This window comes from Streptomyces gelaticus, assembly GCF_014649535.1.
Classification (GTDB): Bacteria; Actinomycetota; Actinomycetes; order Streptomycetales; family Streptomycetaceae; genus Streptomyces; species Streptomyces gelaticus.
The window spans coordinates 107,454-124,031 of the sequence record NZ_BMTF01000023.1 but is presented as its reverse complement, the minus strand read 5'-3'; the positions used below and the strand labels follow the sequence as shown (position 1 = coordinate 124,031).

Annotated in this window: 15 protein-coding genes; 8 read left to right on the top strand and 7 right to left on the bottom strand. The window is 70.8% G+C overall.

Features of this window, described 5'->3' with window-relative positions; all coding sequences use genetic code 11:
- The 3 genes from IE107_RS27385 to IE107_RS27375 all read left to right on the top strand — a co-directional run.
- Positions 1 to 1,167: SUKH-4 family immunity protein (locus IE107_RS27385; RefSeq protein WP_229867274.1), on the top strand; the 1,167-nt coding region annotated here is incomplete at its 5' end.
- 196 nt (positions 1,168 to 1,363) lie between these two features.
- On the top strand, positions 1,364 to 2,257 hold the full coding sequence (locus tag IE107_RS27380; protein WP_189547014.1) for a coiled-coil domain-containing protein: 894 nt from the start codon (positions 1,364 to 1,366) through the stop codon (positions 2,255 to 2,257).
- Between the two features lie 80 nt (positions 2,258 to 2,337).
- On the top strand, positions 2,338 to 4,302 hold the full coding sequence (locus tag IE107_RS27375) for a protein kinase domain-containing protein (RefSeq protein ID WP_189547013.1): 1,965 nt from the start codon (positions 2,338 to 2,340) through the stop codon (positions 4,300 to 4,302).
- A gap of 62 nt (positions 4,303 to 4,364) precedes the next feature.
- Here IE107_RS27375 and IE107_RS27370 read toward each other — a convergent pair whose 3' ends face one another.
- On the bottom strand, positions 4,365 to 4,523 hold the full coding sequence (locus tag IE107_RS27370; RefSeq protein ID WP_189547012.1) for a hypothetical protein: 159 nt from the start codon (positions 4,521 to 4,523) through the stop codon (positions 4,365 to 4,367).
- Positions 4,524 to 4,879: 356 nt separating this feature from the next.
- Between IE107_RS27370 and IE107_RS27365 the strand changes: the two genes are divergently transcribed.
- On the top strand, positions 4,880 to 5,824 hold the full coding sequence (locus tag IE107_RS27365; RefSeq protein WP_189547011.1) for a MarR family transcriptional regulator: 945 nt from the start codon (positions 4,880 to 4,882) through the stop codon (positions 5,822 to 5,824).
- A 182-nt stretch (positions 5,825 to 6,006) separates the two neighbouring features.
- On the opposite strand, the gene IE107_RS27360 is transcribed toward IE107_RS27365, so the two are convergent.
- Positions 6,007 to 6,201 (bottom strand): hypothetical protein, encoded by a 195-nt coding sequence (locus IE107_RS27360; RefSeq protein WP_373302510.1) that lies wholly within the window; start codon positions 6,199 to 6,201, stop codon positions 6,007 to 6,009.
- 172 nt (positions 6,202 to 6,373) lie between these two features.
- Between IE107_RS27360 and IE107_RS27355 the strand changes: the two genes are divergently transcribed.
- Both IE107_RS27355 and IE107_RS27350 read left to right on the top strand, forming a co-directional pair.
- A complete protein-coding gene (locus IE107_RS27355; RefSeq protein WP_229867272.1) occupies positions 6,374 to 7,210 on the top strand; it encodes a helix-turn-helix domain-containing protein in 837 nt (278 codons plus the stop codon).
- Positions 7,207 to 7,416, top strand: a complete 210-nt coding sequence (locus IE107_RS27350; RefSeq protein ID WP_189547008.1) for a DUF397 domain-containing protein — start codon at positions 7,207 to 7,209, stop codon at positions 7,414 to 7,416. The genes IE107_RS27355 and IE107_RS27350 overlap by 4 nt, the downstream gene beginning before the upstream one ends.
- Positions 7,417 to 7,546: 130 nt before the next feature.
- Here IE107_RS27350 and IE107_RS27345 read toward each other — a convergent pair whose 3' ends face one another.
- Together IE107_RS27345 and IE107_RS27340 are read right to left on the bottom strand one after the other, a co-directional pair.
- Positions 7,547 to 9,163, bottom strand: a complete 1,617-nt coding sequence (locus IE107_RS27345; protein ID WP_373302509.1) for a sodium/solute symporter — start codon at positions 9,161 to 9,163, stop codon at positions 7,547 to 7,549.
- Positions 9,160 to 9,564: a DUF485 domain-containing protein gene (locus IE107_RS27340; RefSeq protein WP_189547007.1), complete on the bottom strand. Its 405-nt coding sequence runs from the start codon at positions 9,562 to 9,564 to the stop codon at positions 9,160 to 9,162. The genes IE107_RS27345 and IE107_RS27340 overlap by 4 nt, the downstream gene beginning before the upstream one ends.
- Positions 9,565 to 10,098: 534 nt before the next feature.
- Between IE107_RS27340 and IE107_RS27335 the strand changes: the two genes are divergently transcribed.
- Together IE107_RS27335 and IE107_RS27330 are read left to right on the top strand one after the other, a co-directional pair.
- Entirely contained in the window at positions 10,099 to 10,887 is a 789-nt protein-coding gene (locus tag IE107_RS27335; protein ID WP_189547006.1) for an ABC transporter ATP-binding protein, read from the top strand.
- Complete coding sequence (locus IE107_RS27330; RefSeq protein ID WP_189547005.1) at positions 10,884 to 13,469, top strand: ABC transporter permease; 2,586 nt, start codon at positions 10,884 to 10,886, stop codon at positions 13,467 to 13,469. Before IE107_RS27335 ends, IE107_RS27330 begins: the two co-directional genes overlap by 4 nt.
- Positions 13,470 to 13,808: 339 nt before the next feature.
- Here the strand turns inward: IE107_RS27330 and IE107_RS27325 are convergent, their stop codons facing one another.
- The 3 genes from IE107_RS27325 to IE107_RS35315 are packed head-to-tail and all read right to left on the bottom strand — an operon-like array spanning position 13,809 to position 16,213.
- Positions 13,809 to 13,985, bottom strand: coding sequence for a hypothetical protein (locus IE107_RS27325; RefSeq protein WP_189547004.1), 177 nt, complete (start codon positions 13,983 to 13,985; stop codon positions 13,809 to 13,811).
- A complete protein-coding gene (locus IE107_RS27320; protein ID WP_229867271.1) occupies positions 13,982 to 14,503 on the bottom strand; it encodes a hypothetical protein in 522 nt (173 codons plus the stop codon). The genes IE107_RS27325 and IE107_RS27320 overlap by 4 nt, the downstream gene beginning before the upstream one ends.
- A gap of 45 nt (positions 14,504 to 14,548) precedes the next feature.
- Entirely contained in the window at positions 14,549 to 16,213 is a 1,665-nt protein-coding gene (locus tag IE107_RS35315; protein ID WP_229867270.1) for an AbeC-like domain-containing protein, read from the bottom strand.
- Positions 16,214 to 16,578: the final 365 nt, after the last annotated feature.

Below are 16,578 nucleotides of genomic sequence, written 5' to 3'. Positions count from 1 at the left end.
CCGCCTGGTGGTGGGGTGCATCACGCCGCGACGATGCTGGCCGACCCGGGCATGGGTGGCCCCGGTGTGCCGCAGCCTCCCGGCCCGCCCGGCCCTCCCGGAATGCCGCAGGGCGGCGCCCCCGGCCCCGTACCGCCGAACCCGCACGCCCCACCGCCCCCGGCGTACGGCTATCCGCAGGCACCGGCCGGTCAGCCGACCGTCGGACCCGGCTACCAGGCCGTACTGCGCTACCGCGCGCCCGACGGCAGCGAGCAGCAGCTGATCCGGCGCTCGGCGCCCGGCACCCCGCACCCCGAGTGGCAGATGCTGCATGAGCTGCGGGCGATGAACGTACCGCCGCAGCAGGTCATCGAGCTGCACACCGAGCTGGAGTCCTGCGAGCTGCCCGGTGGTTACTGCGCGCGGATGATCCGGGAGACCTGGCCGCAGGTCCGGATCACCAGCGTCGCCCCGTACGGCACCGACCACGCCAGCCGTCAGCAGGGCATGCAGCATCTGCTCACCCACCAGGGCGAGCTGCACCAGGTGGCGGACGGCCCGGCCCGTCCGGCGCCGGTGCGCGCCCCCCTGCCGCAGATGCCGCCCGCGCCGCAGGCGCCGCCGGAGGCCATCGCGGACGAACTGCTGCACACCTTCGGCCCGCAGGGCATCTGCCGCTTCGATCAGCGTGCCGTCTCCCGCCAGGGCGTGCCCGAGACCGTGGCGCGCACGCTGGTGTGGGCGGGGCTGCCCGCCGACTTCGGGCCGTTCTTCTGGGCGCAGCCCGGTCAGCCGGTGGTGCCGACGCTGGCCGAGCTCGCCGCGCAGCGCCAGGTGCAGGCCGCCCCCGACGCGGGGTCGTACCTCGTCATGGGGTCCGACTTCGGACGGGCGATCTGTGTCCAGTACGGGACCGCGCACATCGTGGCCGTGCCGGTCGAGGCGGGGCCGGGCGGTCAGTCGGTGACGCCGCAGTTCGTGAACACCGGGCTGCCGGAGTTCCAGCGTTCGATGGCGCTGCTCGGCCGGATGTGGCGGCTGCGCTTCGGGCTCAACCCGGAGCAGGCGGGCCGCTGGACGGTCGACTTCCAGGCCCAGCTGGTGACGCTGGACGCGGCGGCCCTGGCGTCGCCGGAGAGCTGGTGGTCCGTACTGCTCGAACAGATGTGGGACGGGTTGATCTGACCCGGCGGCTGCCGCGAACGGCGCCCGGCTCCCTGGAGGGGACCGGGCGCCGTTCTGTGTGCCATGTGTCGTCTGAGATGTCTGTGATGCCTGTCGCTTCCGTCCGGAAAGCAGCTGATCGATTCCGACTTCTGTGTCAATTGCCGCATCCTTGACCTGTTGCTGATGGTCGGAGAGTCGGAAAGAGGCTTCAAGGATGAGTTCTGCACCGGTGTCCGCACATGGCTTCGGCGGCGTACGAGGACGTGGTTACCGCCCGGAGCAGGTGGACCGCGCGGTGGCCGGCCTCTCGGCGGAGCGGGACGCGGCGCTGGACGAGGTGTCCCGGCTGACCGCGCTGGTGGAGGAACTGTCGGCGGAGTCGGTCCGGCTGAGCGAGGTCGTCGCCACGCTCGCCCCGCAGAACTACGAGTCCCTGGGTGAGCGTGCCCAGCAGATCCTGGCGCTCGCCGAGAGCGAGGCGGAGACCGTGCGGGGCGCCGCCCAGGAGGAGGCGCAGGAGCTGCGGGACGCGGCGGACGAGGCGGGTCGCGGCATCCGGGCTTCGGCGCGGGCGGACTCCGAGGCCATGCGGGCGGAGGCCGTGAGCCGCGCCGACGAGACGCTCTTTGCGGCCAGGGGCACCGCCGACGCGGCCGTCGCCGAGGCCCGCGAGGAGGCCGCGGAGGTACGGGAGCGGGCGGAGTCCATGATGGTGGAGACGACCCGCCGCACCGAGAGCGTCCTCACCCACCAGGAGCAGGAACACGCCGAGCGGTGGCAGACGGCCGAGCGCGAACTGGCCGATGCCGAGGCCGCGCAGTCGGCGCACCACGACGAGCTGACCGAGCAGGCCGAGGCCCGCCTGGCCGAGGCGCGGCGGGCGCTGGCGGAGATCGAGGAGGCCGCACGGCACGGCCAGGAGGACGCCGAGGCGCGGGCCGCGGAGCTGATCGCGGAGGCCAGGGTCCGTGAGGAGCGGGTGGTCCGGGAGACGGAGCGGACCGTGCGGGAGCACGAGGAGGTCCGCGAGGAGATGCAGGCGCACATGGCGCACGTACGGAATTCGCTCGCGGCGCTCACCGGGCGGGTGACCCCGGCGGAGGACTGATCCGGCCGTCTCCCGTCCCGGCCGCGTACATGGCCGACGAACTGTCGTGCGCCCGTTCGGCCCTGGGCTAACCTGACGCCATGCGCGGGGGAGCTGAAGAAGAGTCACCTTTACTGGGCAGTGGGGCCAGGCCGACGGAGCCGGACGACCCCCGGCGGATCGGCGCCTTCAGACTGCTCGGCATTCTCGGCACCGGCGGGATGGGGCGGGTCTATCTCGGCGCAGCGGCGGGGCGGTACGCGGCGGTCAAGCAGGTGCTGCCGGTGCTGGCCGCGGACAAGGACTTCCTGTCCCACTTCGGGCACGAGCTCGACAACCTCGCCAAGCTGCCGGCCGGGGTCAGCGCCCGGCTGCTGGCCAGTGACCGTACGGCGCAGCCGCCGTGGTTCGCCACGGAGTACATCCCCGGCATCACCCTGAGCGACGCGCTGCGGCTGAACGAGGGTCCGCTGCCCGTGGACAGTCTGTGGCGGCTGCTGCGCGACGGGGCGAGCGGTCTGCGTGCGGTGCACGCGGCCGGGATGGTGCACCGGGACCTGAAGCCCTCCAACGTCATGCTGACGCTCGACGGTGTGACCCTGATCGACTTCGGGGTGGCCCGTGCGGCCGACCAGAGCCGGGTGACCCGGACCGGGATGGTCATCGGGACACCTGCCTACATGGCCCCCGAGCAGGCCATGGCCGAGCGCGATCTGACCGGTGCGGCGGATGTGTTCGCGCTGGCCGGTCTGCTGCTGTTCGCGGCGAACTGCCGTCCGCCTTTCGGTGACGGGTCGGGGCCGGGCCTGTTCTACCGCATCGTGCACACCGAACCCGACCTCGGCCGGCTGCCGGACCTCGATCCGGCGCTGGCCGCGGTGGTCGAGTCCTGTCTCGCCAAGGACGCCGCGGACCGCCCGACGGCCGCCGAGCTCTTCGAGATCGCCGACGAACGGGTGCCGGCCGCGGTCTCCGCGCCGTGGCCGCCGGTCGTCACGGACCGGATCACCGAGCGGGCGGCGTTCGCGGCGAACCCGCCGCCTCCCGAGGAGCCCGAACCGGAGCAGGAGCCCGTCCCCGCCGTGGTGCCCGCCCTGCCGGACGTCGTGACGACCGGCGCCGCCCCCGAGAAGCCGCGCAGGCTCCGTCCTCGGGTGCTGTTCATCGCGATTCCCGTCGTGGTGGCTGTGGGTACGACGCTGACCCTGGCGCTCGGGCCGTTCCAGATCGGCCGGTCCGGTGCGGACTCCGATGCCGCGGCGCCCTCGTTCACGGTCGGGCCGTCCGGATCGGCGGCGGGCGGTGGTTCCTCGGATCCCGCGAAGTCGCCTTCCCACTCGCCGAGTTCCAAGCCCGGATCGGGCTCCGCCTCGCCGGACAAGTCCAAGGGTGGGAAGGACGGGAAGGGCGGGTCCGATGGGGGCGGGGGTTCCGGTTCCGGCGGTTCGGATGATGCTGGTGGCGGGGGTGGTGCCGGGGGTGACGGTGGGTCCGGCCCCTCGAGCGGCGGCTCCGGTTCCGGCTCCGGTTCCGGCTCCGGTTCCGGCTCTGGCTCTGGCTCCGGCTCCGGCTCCGGCTCAGGTTCCGGTTCCGGCGGTTCCCAGTCCTCGGGCGGTTCCGGTTCGAGCTCGGGCTCGGGCGGAGGGCAGGTCCCGGCGCCCTCGGGGCAGTACTACCTCAAGAACGCGTCCAACAAGCGGTGCCTGGGCGAGTCCGCCTCCACGTACGGCGGCTCCATGATCATGAACTCGGTGTGCGGCGAGCCGGCGCACAACGGGGCCACGCTCTACTACAAGTGGACGTACAAACCCACCTCCGGCGGCAGGTTCAAGCTCGTCGGCCAGGGCACCGGCAACTGCCTCAGGTTGAACGGTCCCGCAGGGCTGTCGGCCGAGACCTGCAACTCCTCCGAGTCCCAGGTCTGGCGGATCGGGACCAAGACGTCGAGCGGTCACACCCTGGTGAACGTCGCCGAGGGCGTCTGTCTCCAGATGTTCAGCAGCATCGGCTTCCAGGCGGTGGCGTGCAACCCCTCGGAGCCGGCCCAGCTGTGGCGCAACTCCTGACCGGCGCACAGGGGTTGGGCCCCTGCGCGCCCCGGTGACCGCGCCGAACCGATCCGATCCGGCTACGCGGGCTTCTCCGCAGCCGCACGGAACCGCCCGAGGAGCTCCTGGGCGGGCGCGCTGTCCACGTCGAAACTGTGGAGCCCCTGCTGCCCGTCCGGGACCTCGGGTCCCCAGACGACCTCGATGACCGCGTTCGCGTGCGCCAGGGACGTGCACATCTCGCATCGAGATCCGAGATCCGAGATCCGGGTTCTGAGCTTCGGATGGGGCTTGTGCACTCTTTCGGGTTACGGAGCGGTGGGCCGGGGCCGGGTCTTGAGCTTCGGGCTTCGGGGGCCGGGATCCGGACGTCGGGATTCGAACGATGTCTTACAACCGGTAGGAAAAAAAAGGGGGTTGGGAAAACCTCCCCACCCTCCCGGACCCGTCACGGCCAGCAAGTATGACTAGTCGTGACCGACTTGCGGCGCGTAGTCGCGGCTGCTTACGGTGCCAAATGAAACGACCCCGGCACAGTGTTAGGCGCACTGACCGGGGTCTGGCCCCAAGATCGAAGATCCCGAAAGGCGATCCCGTGGTTGTTTCAGACCTTAGCCCTGCCCCGTGCGCGTCCGCATCCTCGCGCGCCCACCCGAAGGCCAGGCCCGGCTACGGAAAGCGTTCCGTCCCGGTTCAACGTCCGCCCCACGAGGGAGATTTCGCGCTGCTGCCCGAGCGCGAGCGGCATATCGCCGGTTACGTCGACGCGCTGCCCGACGGCGCGGCGATGGACATCAAGTCGCTGGCCCGGAGCCAGCCGCTGTACGGGCAGATGGCCGTCGGCAGCGCCTTACGGGCCCTGGGTGTGGCCGGTCATCTGCGGCATGTCCGGTGCCTGAGCGGCGAGAGCGGCGACCAGGTCCGCTGGGTCACCCGCACCTTCTGGTCCCGTGTAGCCCGCGACAACGAGTGGTGGAACGCCTTCCTGGCCGCCGAGGAGCGCCGCCCCGCACCGCAGGAGGCCGCAGAAGCCGCAGCGACCACCGCGCACGAAGCACCCGTATCCCTGCCCGTACCGGCGCAGCCGCTCGTAACGACAGTGCCGCAGCAACGCACCGCAGAGCCGGTGCCGGTGCCGGATCCGGTGTCGGTGTCGCAGGCGACTGCGGGCCGTCCCTCCCCCGCCTTCCTGGCCCTGGCCCATCTCGGCCGCGCCGATTCCCGCCTGGCCCTCTCGGCGGCGGACTGCGCGGCACTGGAACAGATGGCCGCCGAGTGGTTCGCGCGCGGCGTGGACGCCGACTACCTGACGCGCGCCCTCACCGCCGGGCTCCCCGCGTCCGTCGACTTGCCCTTCGGCTTCGTCCGCCGTCGTCTCCGCGACAAGCTCCCGCCCCGCCTGCCCGCCGCAGCCCCGGCCGCGCCGGGAACTCCCGTACGCCGTCTGATGGTCGAGTGCACCGAATGCGGCGCCCCGGGCAGGCCCGAAGCGTTCCGCGACGGCCTCTGCCGCCCCTGCCGCGACCCCGACCCGGCCTGACCCGCTGCGGCGGCGGCACCCCCTGCCGAGCGGCAGAACGCGTCGAACACCCACCAAAGTGCCACGTTCGCAACGAGGGCGGAGGTGCCCGGCGAGCGCACCGCCGAGGTGGGTGCATTCGTCCGGACATCACCCGCGCGCACGTCGACCATGAACCGTGCCCGACAGGTTGGGCGCCGCGTTCACAGCCCGCCCCGACTGCTCCTGAGGTTCCGCAACGCGTTCTCGACGCTCAGCCGCTCGGCGGGCGTGAGCGCGCGAACCCACTCCGGCTCGGCCTCCCACTCGACACCGCCGCCGACCGGCCGCAACGCCCCGTGCGGGCCGACGACCCCTCGGAACTCCCCGACCCGGTTGCTGTGACCGGAGTCCCTCATGAGTGTTCCGGGGGGCGGGACTTGAGAGGGCTCATGGCGATTCACGGCAACGTTCTCTTCGGACACGTCAACTCCGCTCCGTAGCGATCCCACTACCATGGGGATTCAGGGTGACCTGGAGTCGGAACCCGATCAACGTGGCGGACCTGAACGAAAGGTTGGTGACAACCCTTTGAACCGCAAGGAGTTGAACCCGGACAGTTCCCCAGAAGCGGCCTTCGGTGCACGCCTCCGCGGCTGGCGCGAGGAACGCGGCTGGAAGCAGGAGGACCTGTCCGATCGCATGGGGTACTCCAGCACCCATATCTCGGCGGTCGAAACCGGCCGGAAAGTTCCAACCTTGCGTTTCTCGCGCAGTGCGGACCGCGCTTTCGGCACTGGAGATACGGCCGACACGTTCGAGCGCCAATGGCGCGAGATCCGGCACGGCTCGCTGCTGGAGGGCTTCCCGGAGTACGTCGGGCAGGAGAGCCGCGCCGCGGAGATCCGGCTGTACGAAGTGGGTGTCATGCCCGGCCTGCTCCAGACACCCGAGTACGCGACCGTGCTCGCGGAGAGCGCCGTCCGGCGCGGGGCGATCACCAACGACCAGGCGAAGGAGCGGATCTCGCTCGTCGCAGAGCGGCAGGCCGCACTCGCCCGCACGCATCCGCCGTTGTTCCTGGTCGTGCTGGACGAAAGCTGCCTCCGCCGACCCGTGGGCGGACCCGCCGTCATGGACGCGCAGCTGGCGCGGCTGATCGAGTTCGCCGAGTTGCCGAACACCGTGCTCCAGATCGCTCCGTTCGACATGGCGGAGCTCCGTCCTTTCGACCTGCCGCTGTACATACTGACGCTGCCGGACCGCCAGCTCATGTCCTATGCCGAGTCCTCCCACCTGGGTACTCTCAACCGGGAAAGTGCTTCGGTTGTCCCCCTGTTGACGGCCTACCATCAGCTGCAGGCCGGGGCTCTGTCCCAAGCGGCCTCTGTGGCCATGATCAGCCAGTTACGAAAGGGTTCCCCGTGACGACCGAATCCCCCCGCTGGTTCAAGTCCTCCTACAGCAACAACGGCGGCGCGTGCGTAGAGGTCGCCGCCAACCTCGTCGGCTCGCTCGGCGTCGTCCCCGTCCGTGACTCGAAGAGCCCGAGCGGCCCTGTGCTGAACACCTCCCCCACCGCATTCGCCGCGTTCGTGGCAGGCGTCAAGGACGGAGAGTTCGGCGCGGCTTGACCGCACCCCGCTGCGGCGACGACAGCCCCGCACAACGACGACAGCCCCGCGCACCCTCGATCCGGAGTGTGCGGGGGCTGTCGTCGTGCTGCCTGCCGACAGGGTGCCGTGGAGCGCGCGAGGGCCGGGCTCAGCGGTGTGCCGGTGGGGCGCCCGCCAGGATCCGGGGCTCCTCGCTCTGGTAGAGCCTTCGCGCCGCGGGGGCGGTGTGGCGGGGGAGCACCGTTCCCAGCCAGCCCGCCAGGAATCCGGCTGGGATGGAGACGAGCCCGGTGGTGGTGTAGGGGAACCAGTTGAAGTCGTGGTCGGGGAAGACCGATGCGGGTGAGCCGGAGACCAGGTTGGTGCCGGTGATCAGCACCAGTGTGGTGAGGGTGCCGACGATGAGGGTGCAGAGCAGTCCGGTGCGGGTGAAGCGCCGCCAGAACATGCTGTAGACCAGTGCCGGGGCGATCGCGGACGCGCCGACGCAGAACGAGAGCGTCGCCAGCGCCTGTACGTTCCAGTGCCTGGCCACGACGGCGAGCACGGTGGCGAGCAGTCCGACGACGATCGCCGAGATCTGTGCCGTACGCATCTCGGACAGGCCCGGCAGCGGCTTGCGGTCCGGGTCGCGCACCCCGTGCAGACCGTGTGCGAAGAGGTCGTGGGCGAGGGAGTTGGCGCAGGACAGGATCATTCCGGCGACCGAGGCGAGCAGGGTGAGGAAGATCGCCGTCGTCATCGTCGTGATGATCAGGGCCCCCATCCGCGTACCGTTCGCGACCTCTCCGCTGATCTGGAGGATCGCGCTGTTCCCGGACGCCCCGGCGGCGGTGATGACGTCATGGCCGACGAGGGCCCCGGCGCCGAAGCCGATCACGACGAGCAGCAGGCAGACCGCGGCGACCACGCCGATCGCCCAGGACATCGAGCGGCGGACGGCCTGTGTGGAGCGAGCACCCGACATCCGCATCGCGACATGCGGCAGGCAGGCGGCGCCGAGCACCACGGTCAGTTCGGAGCTGACCATGTCCAGCCCGCTGCCGTCGAACTGGAGCCCCGAGCGCAGATAGGCGGCCCCCGCGCCGCTGCTCTGCCGGGCGGCCGAGAGCAGGGAGTCGGTGTTCCAGCCGAACCGGTTCATGATCAGTACGGCGATGGTGAAGGCGGCCACGAAGAGGACCACGGTCTTCACGATCTGGATCAGCGAGGTGCCCTTCATCCCGCCGATGGCCGCATAGCCGATCATCAGGGTGCCGAGCCCGATGATGGCGCCGGTACGGAACCCCGAGGTGTCGAACCCGAGGATGAAGGCGAGCAGATCGCCGCTGCTGGCGAGCTGGACGACCATCATCGGAATGAGCGCGGCGAGGGTGGCCGCGCAGGCGGTGATGCGGACCGCGCGGCCGGGGGCCCGGCGCACGAGCACGTCGCCCATGGTGAACCCGCCCGCGTTGCGCAGCGGTTCGGCCAGCAGGAACATCAGCAGGACGAGCGAGAGCGTGATGCTCAGCGCCAGGATCATCCCGTCGTAGCCGGTGAGCGCGATGATGCCGGTGGTACCGAGCACCGTGGCCGCGGAGAGGTAGTCGCCCGCGAGCGCGAGGCCGTTCTGCATCGGCGAGAGCGAACGGGACCCGGTGTAGAACTCGTCGAGATCGTCGCGGTCCGGACCGGTCATCACACAGAGCAGCAGCGCCACCGTGCCCACGGCGAGAAACGCCACCAGCGACATCGACTGGGCGGAGTTGTCGAACCCGTTCACCGCGCCGCTCCCGCTCTTCGGATCCGGGCGGCGAGCGGGTCGACCGTGCGCCGCGCGGTCCGCTCGTACACGACGAGGGCGAGCACGGTCACGGGGAGCTGGCAGAGCCCCAGCACCAGGCCGATGTTGAGACCGCCGAACAGGGGGGTGTCCAGCAGTTCCTTGGCGAATCCGGAGAGCAGCAGGAAGACCACGAAGTAGCCGAGCGCGGTCAGGGCCGCGATGCGCCGCAGCAGCCGGTACGCGGTGCGCAGCCGGCGCAGATCGCCGTGGCGGCCGGGCGCGGGTTCGGGCGGGGCGGCCGGGCTCGGCGGCCGGTCGGGCGGTGTCCGTTCCGAGCTCTGCCAGGGGAGCAGATAGTCGGGGTGTTGGGGGGACGGGGGCGGGTTTCCGTGCGACATCGGGGTGCTGCTCCTTGCGTGGCTCGGGTCCTGGTCTGGACGGCAAGGCAGGAGTGCGGGGCGGTCGGAAGCGCGAACATTACTCGTGGGTACGGGAGTTGGGGAGGGGGTGGCCTGAATTGCCGGCGGTAATGGCTCAGTCGCGTGCGGTCCCGTGAAGGGGACCCGGCGGCCGGGCGTGAAGCGGGCTCCGGGACATGTCCGTGAAGCAACGGCCGCTGCACCCTTGGGTCCAGCCCCTGATACGGACCTCCGCCCAGGGGCCGAGCCCCTTAGGGGGAGCTCCTTATTTCTGGCCAGGGGTGGTTCCTCCCGGCGGAGGACGTGGCCGCGGGGGCCCGTTCCTTAGCGTGTTCCTACACCGCGAAAAGCGGCTGAATCCCACCGCGGACGCGGCGGGGCGCAGGAGCGGGGGTGGGGGAAACCCCACCTGAGAACTGCGCCGGGCACCAGTGCGCAGGATCCGCTCCCGACACCAGACTTCTGTCCGTGCTCCGGCACATTCCAAATGCTGACCGACATAGGAGAAAAACCGTGACAACGGCTGTGACCATTCCCAGGCACGGGGGTACTGGAGGGCGTACGGCCGTGGCTGCGCGAGCGCGGCAGGTCGTCAAGGCGTACGGAGCCGGTGAGACCCGGGTCGTCGCGCTCGACCATGTCGACGTGGACATCGCCCGCGGGCAGTTCACGGCGATCATGGGCCCGTCCGGCTCCGGCAAGTCGACCCTGATGCACTGCCTGGCCGGCCTGGACACCGTCAGCTCGGGGCAGATCTTCCTCGACGAGACCGAGATCACCGGCCTCAAGGACAAGAAGCTCACCCAGCTGCGCCGGGACCGGATCGGCTTCATCTTCCAGGCGTTCAACCTGCTCCCCACGCTCAACGCGCTGGAGAACATCACGCTGCCGATGGACATCGCGGGCCGCAGACCCGACGCCGCCTGGCTGAGACAGGTCGTGGAGACCGTCGGTCTCGCCGAGCGGCTGAAGCACCGGCCCACCGAGCTCTCCGGCGGCCAGCAGCAGCGTGTCGCGGTGGCGCGTGCGCTCGCCGCCCGGCCGGAGATCATCTTCGGTGACGAGCCCACCGGGAACCTGGACTCGCGGGCCGGCGCCGAGGTGCTGAGCTTCCTGCGCAGGTCGGTCGACGAGCTGGGCCAGACCATCGTCATGGTCACCCACGACCCGGTGGCCGCCTCCTATGCGGACCGGGTGCTGTACCTCGCCGACGGACGCATCGTCGACGAGATGCTGAGCCCGACGGCCGACCAGGTCCTCGACCGGATGAAGGACTTCGACTCGCGCGGGCGGACGTCATGACCGTCTGGAAGACATCGAGGCGGAATTTCTTCGCCCACAAGGGACGCATGGCGCTCTCCGCCGTCGCGGTCCTGCTGTCGGTGGCGTTCGTGTGCGGCACGCTCGTCTTCACCGACACCATGAACACCACGTTCGACAAGCTCTTCGCCGCGACAGCGGCCGATGTCACCGTCGTCCCGAAGGCGCCCGAGAAGGACAACCGGCTCCCGGGCAACGGCAAGCCCGAAACGGTCCCCGCGTCCGCCGTCGAGCAGGCCGCGAAGGCCACCGGCGTGAAGACGGCCGAGGGCGTCGTCTCCAGCACATCCGTCACCGTCGTCGACCGCCACGACAAGAACATGGGCTCGACCTCGGGCGGCCCGACGATCGCGGGCAACTGGACCGGGAACGCGCTGCGTTCGATGGAGATCACCTCCGGTCACGCACCGCGCGGCCCGACCGAGGTGATGGTCGACGCCGACACCGCCGAGAAGCACCACCTGAAGCTCGGCGACGAACTGCGCACCATCACCGCCAACGGCGACATCGAGGCGCGGATCAGTGGCATCGCCACCTTCAAGGTCACCAACCCCGGTGCCGCCGTCATCTACTTCGATGTCGCCACGGCACAGACCAAGCTGCTCGGCAGGCCCGATGTCTTCAGCGCGATTTCCGTCACCGCCGAAGCGGGCGTGGCCGACGAACAGGTGAAGAAGAACGTCGCCACGGCCCTGGGCGACACCTCCGCGTACGAGCTCCGGACGCAGAAGGAGTCGACGGAGAACAGCAAGGACTCGATGGGCTCCTTCCTCGACGTCATGAAGTACGCGATGCTCGGCTTCGCCGGGATCGCCCTCCTCGTCGGCATCTTCCTGATCGTCAACACCTTCTCGATGCTGGTCGCCCAGCGCACCCGCGAGATCGGCCTGATGCGGGCCATCGGTTCCAGCCGCAAGCAGGTCAACCGGTCCGTGCTGATCGAGGCGCTGTTCCTCGGTGTCGTCGGCTCGCTCCTCGGCGTGGGCGCGGGCGTCGGCCTCGCCGTCGGCCTGATGAAGCTCATGGGCGCCATGGGCATGGAGCTCTCCACCGAGGACCTCACCGTCGCCTGGACGACCCCCGTGATCGGCCTCGTGCTCGGCATCGTCGTCACCGTCGTCGCCGCGTACTTCCCGGCCCGCCGGGCCGGAAAGGTCTCCCCGATGGCCGCCCTGCGCGACGCCGGAACCCCGGCGGACGGCCGCGCGGGCCGGGTCCGGGCCGCGATCGGCCTGGTCCTCACGCTCGCCGGCGGCGCCGCGCTCCTCGCCGCGACCAGGGCCGACAAGTCGAGCGAGGGCGCGCCCCTCCTCGGTGCGGGCGTGCTCCTCACCCTCATCGGCTTCATCGTGATCGGCCCGCTGCTGGCCGGCTTCGTGGTCCGGGTGCTGAGCACGGTCATGCTGCGGATGTTCGGCCCCGTGGGACGGCTCGCCGAACGCAACGCGCTGCGCAACCCGCGCCGCACCGGAGCGACCGGCGCCGCCCTGATGGTCGGCCTCGCCCTGGTCGCCTGCCTCTCGGTCGTCGGCTCCTCCATGGTCGCCTCGGCCACCGAGGAGCTCGACAAGTCCGTCGGCGCGGACTTCATCGTCCAGCCGGCCGGCGGTGGCGGAGGGCTCATCGTCGACCAGGCGGCCAAGGCCCTGAAGACCGTGCCGGACATCGAGCACTTCACCGAGTACAAGGTCGTGGGCGCCCGCGTGACCGCCCCCGACGGCAGCACCGGGAGCGAGGGCCTGGTCGCCGCCAACCCCTCGTACAAGGACGACGTCCGCCGCGAGACGGTCTCCGGCGAACTGGCCGCCGCGTACGGCAAGGACGCCATGTCGGTCGGCGAGACGTACGCCACCAAGCACCGCGTCAAGGTCGGTGACCGGATCACCGTCGCCTTCAAGGGCGGCGAGACCGCGAAGCTGAAGGTCGCCGCGATCACCTCGGACGACGTGAACATCGACAAGGGTGCGATGTACGTCAACCTCACGACCGCCGCGCAGTACGTCCCGGCCGACGCCCTGCCGCAGAACATGATCATGTTCGCGAAGGCCGCGGACGGCAAGGAGAAGGAGGCGTACGCCGCCCTCAAGAGCGCCCTGGCCAAGTACCCGCAGTACGAGGTGAAGAACCAGGCCGACTTCAAGGAGCAGCTCCAGGACCAGATCGGCCAGCTCCTGAACATCGTCTACGGCCTGCTGGCGCTCGCGATCATCGTCGCCGTGCTCGGCGTGGTGAACACCCTCGCCCTGTCGGTGGTCGAGCGGACCCGGGAGATCGGTCTGATGCGCGCCATCGGCCTCTCCCGCCGCCAGCTGCGCCGGATGATCCGCCTGGAGTCGGTGGTCATCGCGGTCTTCGGCGCCCTGCTCGGCCTCGGCCTGGGCATGGGCTGGGGCACCGCGGCCCAGAAGCTGCTGGCCCTGGAGGGCCTCGGCGTCCTGGAGATCCCGTGGCCGACGATCCTCACGGTCTTCGTCGCCTCGGCCTTCGTGGGCCTGTTCGCCGCACTGGTCCCGGCTTTCCGGGCGGGCAGGATGAACGTCCTGAACGCGATCGCCACCGATTAGCGCGGGCGACGGCCGACGTAGGATGACCCGAACCGGCCCCGGGGTGTTCCTCCAAACACCCCGGGGCCGTTGTCGTGAGCGTGCCCCGCCCGCACCGGACGTCCCCTGTATGCCCGCTCCCGCGCCGCACCGGACATCCTCCTGGCACGGCCGCCCGGTTGCACGAAGCTGCCGCGGCCCGTGCAGCAAACTGACACGACCGCCCCTGCTGCCGCGCCCTGCTCGCCGGCATCGTCGTCCTGCCGGGACGCCTCCGGCAGGACGCCACCGTCGAAGGGGACAAGGTGTTCAGTTCTTCGCTTCCGCGTCGGCAGGCCGCCGTGACCCGTACCGCCGCCGTCATCCGTGCTGGGCCGCCAGCAGCGCGCCCCCGGCGGCCACCGCCCCGAGAACGGTCATCGCCAGCACGACGGCCGCAGTACGCAACCTCCGCTCAAGGACACCGGCACGGGCAAGGCGGAGCTGCCGGGCAGGCGCGGGGTCCCACTGCTGACGCTCCGCGTCCCACCTGATCACGTCAGCATTCCGGTGATCGTTTCGGCGGCCACCGCGGCCGCCGTCTGCCCGCCCACGGACCCGGCGGCCCGGCCCGCGAGTGCGGCGAGTCTCCGCAACAGCCCCTGCTCCACCCCGCCGTTGGCCCGGATCTCCCGTTCGGCCAGGGCGGCCTCCGCGCGCAGCTCACCCGTTTCGTCGCGCAACAGCGCCAGTGCCTCGATCAGTTGAGGTGTCGCCTCGATGAACTGCTCCGAATGGCTGGTGGCCTGCGCGCCAGGACCCGAAGCCGCCGCGCCACCGGTCATCCGGCCGATGGCGATGCCGCCGGGAAGCGGCGCCACCACCGGGGGCGGGAAGGCGTCGGCGCCGCGTGCGCCGAGCGTTCTGCTGGAATCCTCGGCCGTCGCCCGCTCCCCTGCGGCGACGGCGCCTCCCGCGAACTCACCGATGACGATGCCGCCCGGCGGCTCCGCGGGCGCCCGGGCCTCGTCGGCGTCAGGACCCCTGTCTTCGTCTTCACCCGTCCCGATACTCATCCTGGTCTCCCGTCTGTCGTTCCGCTTGTGGAAGGCGCGGGAATGTCACCGGCCCCGCTGCTGGGCCGTCGGCATCCGTCGCTGCGCACGGGGCGGGCGGCGGGCGCCCCCCGCGATGGCGCCCTGCCCGCTCGCCACCGCACCCCCGTGCATGGACGTGATGTGGATCCCGCCGCGGTTCACTTGGATCACCTGCTGTTTCAGCTCCTTCGTGTCGTATCCCTTCTCGTCCAGCACCTGGAGCACCCCCGTGCCGATACGCTCCTGAAGCGTCCTGAGATAGCGGCTGGCGTCCATCCCCTGGAACACCGACTGCCCCTGCTGCGCGGCCATCTCGCGTACCGATTCCCTGGCTCCCTCGGACGGGACCTCTCCCCGCGCGTTCCGGCGCTCGAATTGCCGCTTCGCCCCGGCGGCCGAGCCGTACGCCGAACCCACGACGGAGAGGACCGCGGTCGCTCCGGCCGCCGGAGCGGTCAGCAGGGTCTGTGCAGCCGCGGACAGCGGGAACGCCCGGCCCCGTTCGGCAATGCCGTCAAGAAGGCCGAACTCCGGTCTCAGCGGGTTCAGCACATGGGGGACGATCTCCAGTGCCAGCAGCTCGCCCTGCGTATGCACGCGGACCAGGACGGAGACCACCATCTGGGAATCCCACGCGCTGACCTGGACCCGCAGGAAATGCCGCCTTGCCTCGCCCCCCTCTCCGCGCGACGTGCTCAGATGCGCGGCTGTCGCGGCCTCCCCGTGATCGACTTCGTGCCTCGGCGGCCCCGCCGGCAGATAGACCACCTCATCGATCTCCACGTTCCTGAGGCGGTCCCGGCTCACCATCTCACCCGGGACCCGGGTGAGGCCGGTCAGCTTCTCCCTCACGCTGTCCAGCACCTCGGCGGCGGTGACGGGTGCGAGGCCGACGCCCGGCTTGCGTTCCAGGTCCATCACGACCGACCACGGGTCCACGGGCTGCCCCAGGCCGGCGAACGGCAGGTCCGGGTCGTACAGGACGATCCTCGAACGCTGCTCCCGGTCGATGACCCGGCCGATCCTCCGCAGCCACGCGGGCCCGGTCACCTCCTCCCGGGGCTGCCGCTCGATGGCATGGTCGCTGAGCCGGTCGCACATCACCTTTTCGACGGCGCGGCGATGGACCCACACGGGGACGGACAGCAGCAGCGGGAAGACCACCGCCACCCAGTTCGCGGAGTTGTTCCACACGGCGGCGAGCGCCGTCGCCCAGTACACGGCCAGCAGGATCCCGGGCGTGAGAAGTCCCCGCGCGAGCGCACCCCGCTTCCCGGGCGCCGGGCCGCCCACGGAGTACACACCGGCAGCATGGCCGGAAAGACCCCGTACCAGCCACAGCAGCGCACTCACGACGGCGTAGTTCAACACCCAGGTGCCGGAGCCGGGCCCGGGCTTGCCGAAGGGCAGAGCCGTGATGCCCAGAAGGCCCATCACCGTCCCCGGAAGGTGAAGGCTCTCGCGCGTGAGGCGCAGACCGTAGGCCTCGGACAGGCTCCATTCGGTCATCCAGCCGAAACCGTTACCCGTCCCGTCCACCGCCCAGAAGAGCACCCACAGGAACACGATCCAGCAGCCGGCCAGGTTTTCGAGCCTGCCGGCGCGTAACGCGTGGGCCAGCACCGTCACCACATCGACACCGGCCGACGGCGCCACCGCCCGCTCGTCGCGCCCGACCAGCTCCTTCACGACGCGGCGCCGGAAACGCGACCGAACATAGACGCCCGCGCAGAGCAGCCGGGTGACGTCGGAACAGGAGCGCGCGCTGTGGGGCGACGGCGGTGGCACTCCGGGAGGAACCGGCTGGGCGGGAACCGTCAACGTGTCTCAGTCCCTTTCTGGTGCCGCGAGCCGCGCTCCCGGCACCGCAGGCTGCGCGAAACGGGATGGTGGGAGCACAGACTGTAAAAGGCTTCGGTCACACTGTGCTCCGTCTTCGCGGCAGATCGTGCTCGGCGGTGGGGATTCCGGCCACTTGCCGAGCCGCGCGCCGGTTCCCGACGCACCGGCGTCCCGCACCGCTGCCCGATGCGCCCGCGCCGGTCCCCGACCCG

Coding starts and splice junctions, on each gene's coding strand:
- IE107_RS27380 (WP_189547014.1), top strand. CDS start 1,364: ATGAGTTCTGCACCGGTGTCCGCACATGGCTTCGGCGGCGTACGAGGA.
- IE107_RS27375 (WP_189547013.1), top strand. CDS start 2,338: ATGCGCGGGGGAGCTGAAGAAGAGTCACCTTTACTGGGCAGTGGGGCC.
- IE107_RS27370 (WP_189547012.1), bottom strand. CDS start 4,523: ATGTGCACGTCCCTGGCGCACGCGAACGCGGTCATCGAGGTCGTCTGG.
- IE107_RS27360 (WP_373302510.1), bottom strand. CDS start 6,201: ATGAGGGACTCCGGTCACAGCAACCGGGTCGGGGAGTTCCGAGGGGTC.
- IE107_RS27340 (WP_189547007.1), bottom strand. CDS start 9,564: ATGTCGCACGGAAACCCGCCCCCGTCCCCCCAACACCCCGACTATCTG.
- IE107_RS27330 (WP_189547005.1), top strand. CDS start 10,884: ATGACCGTCTGGAAGACATCGAGGCGGAATTTCTTCGCCCACAAGGGA.
- IE107_RS27320 (WP_229867271.1), bottom strand. CDS start 14,503: ATGAGTATCGGGACGGGTGAAGACGAAGACAGGGGTCCTGACGCCGAC.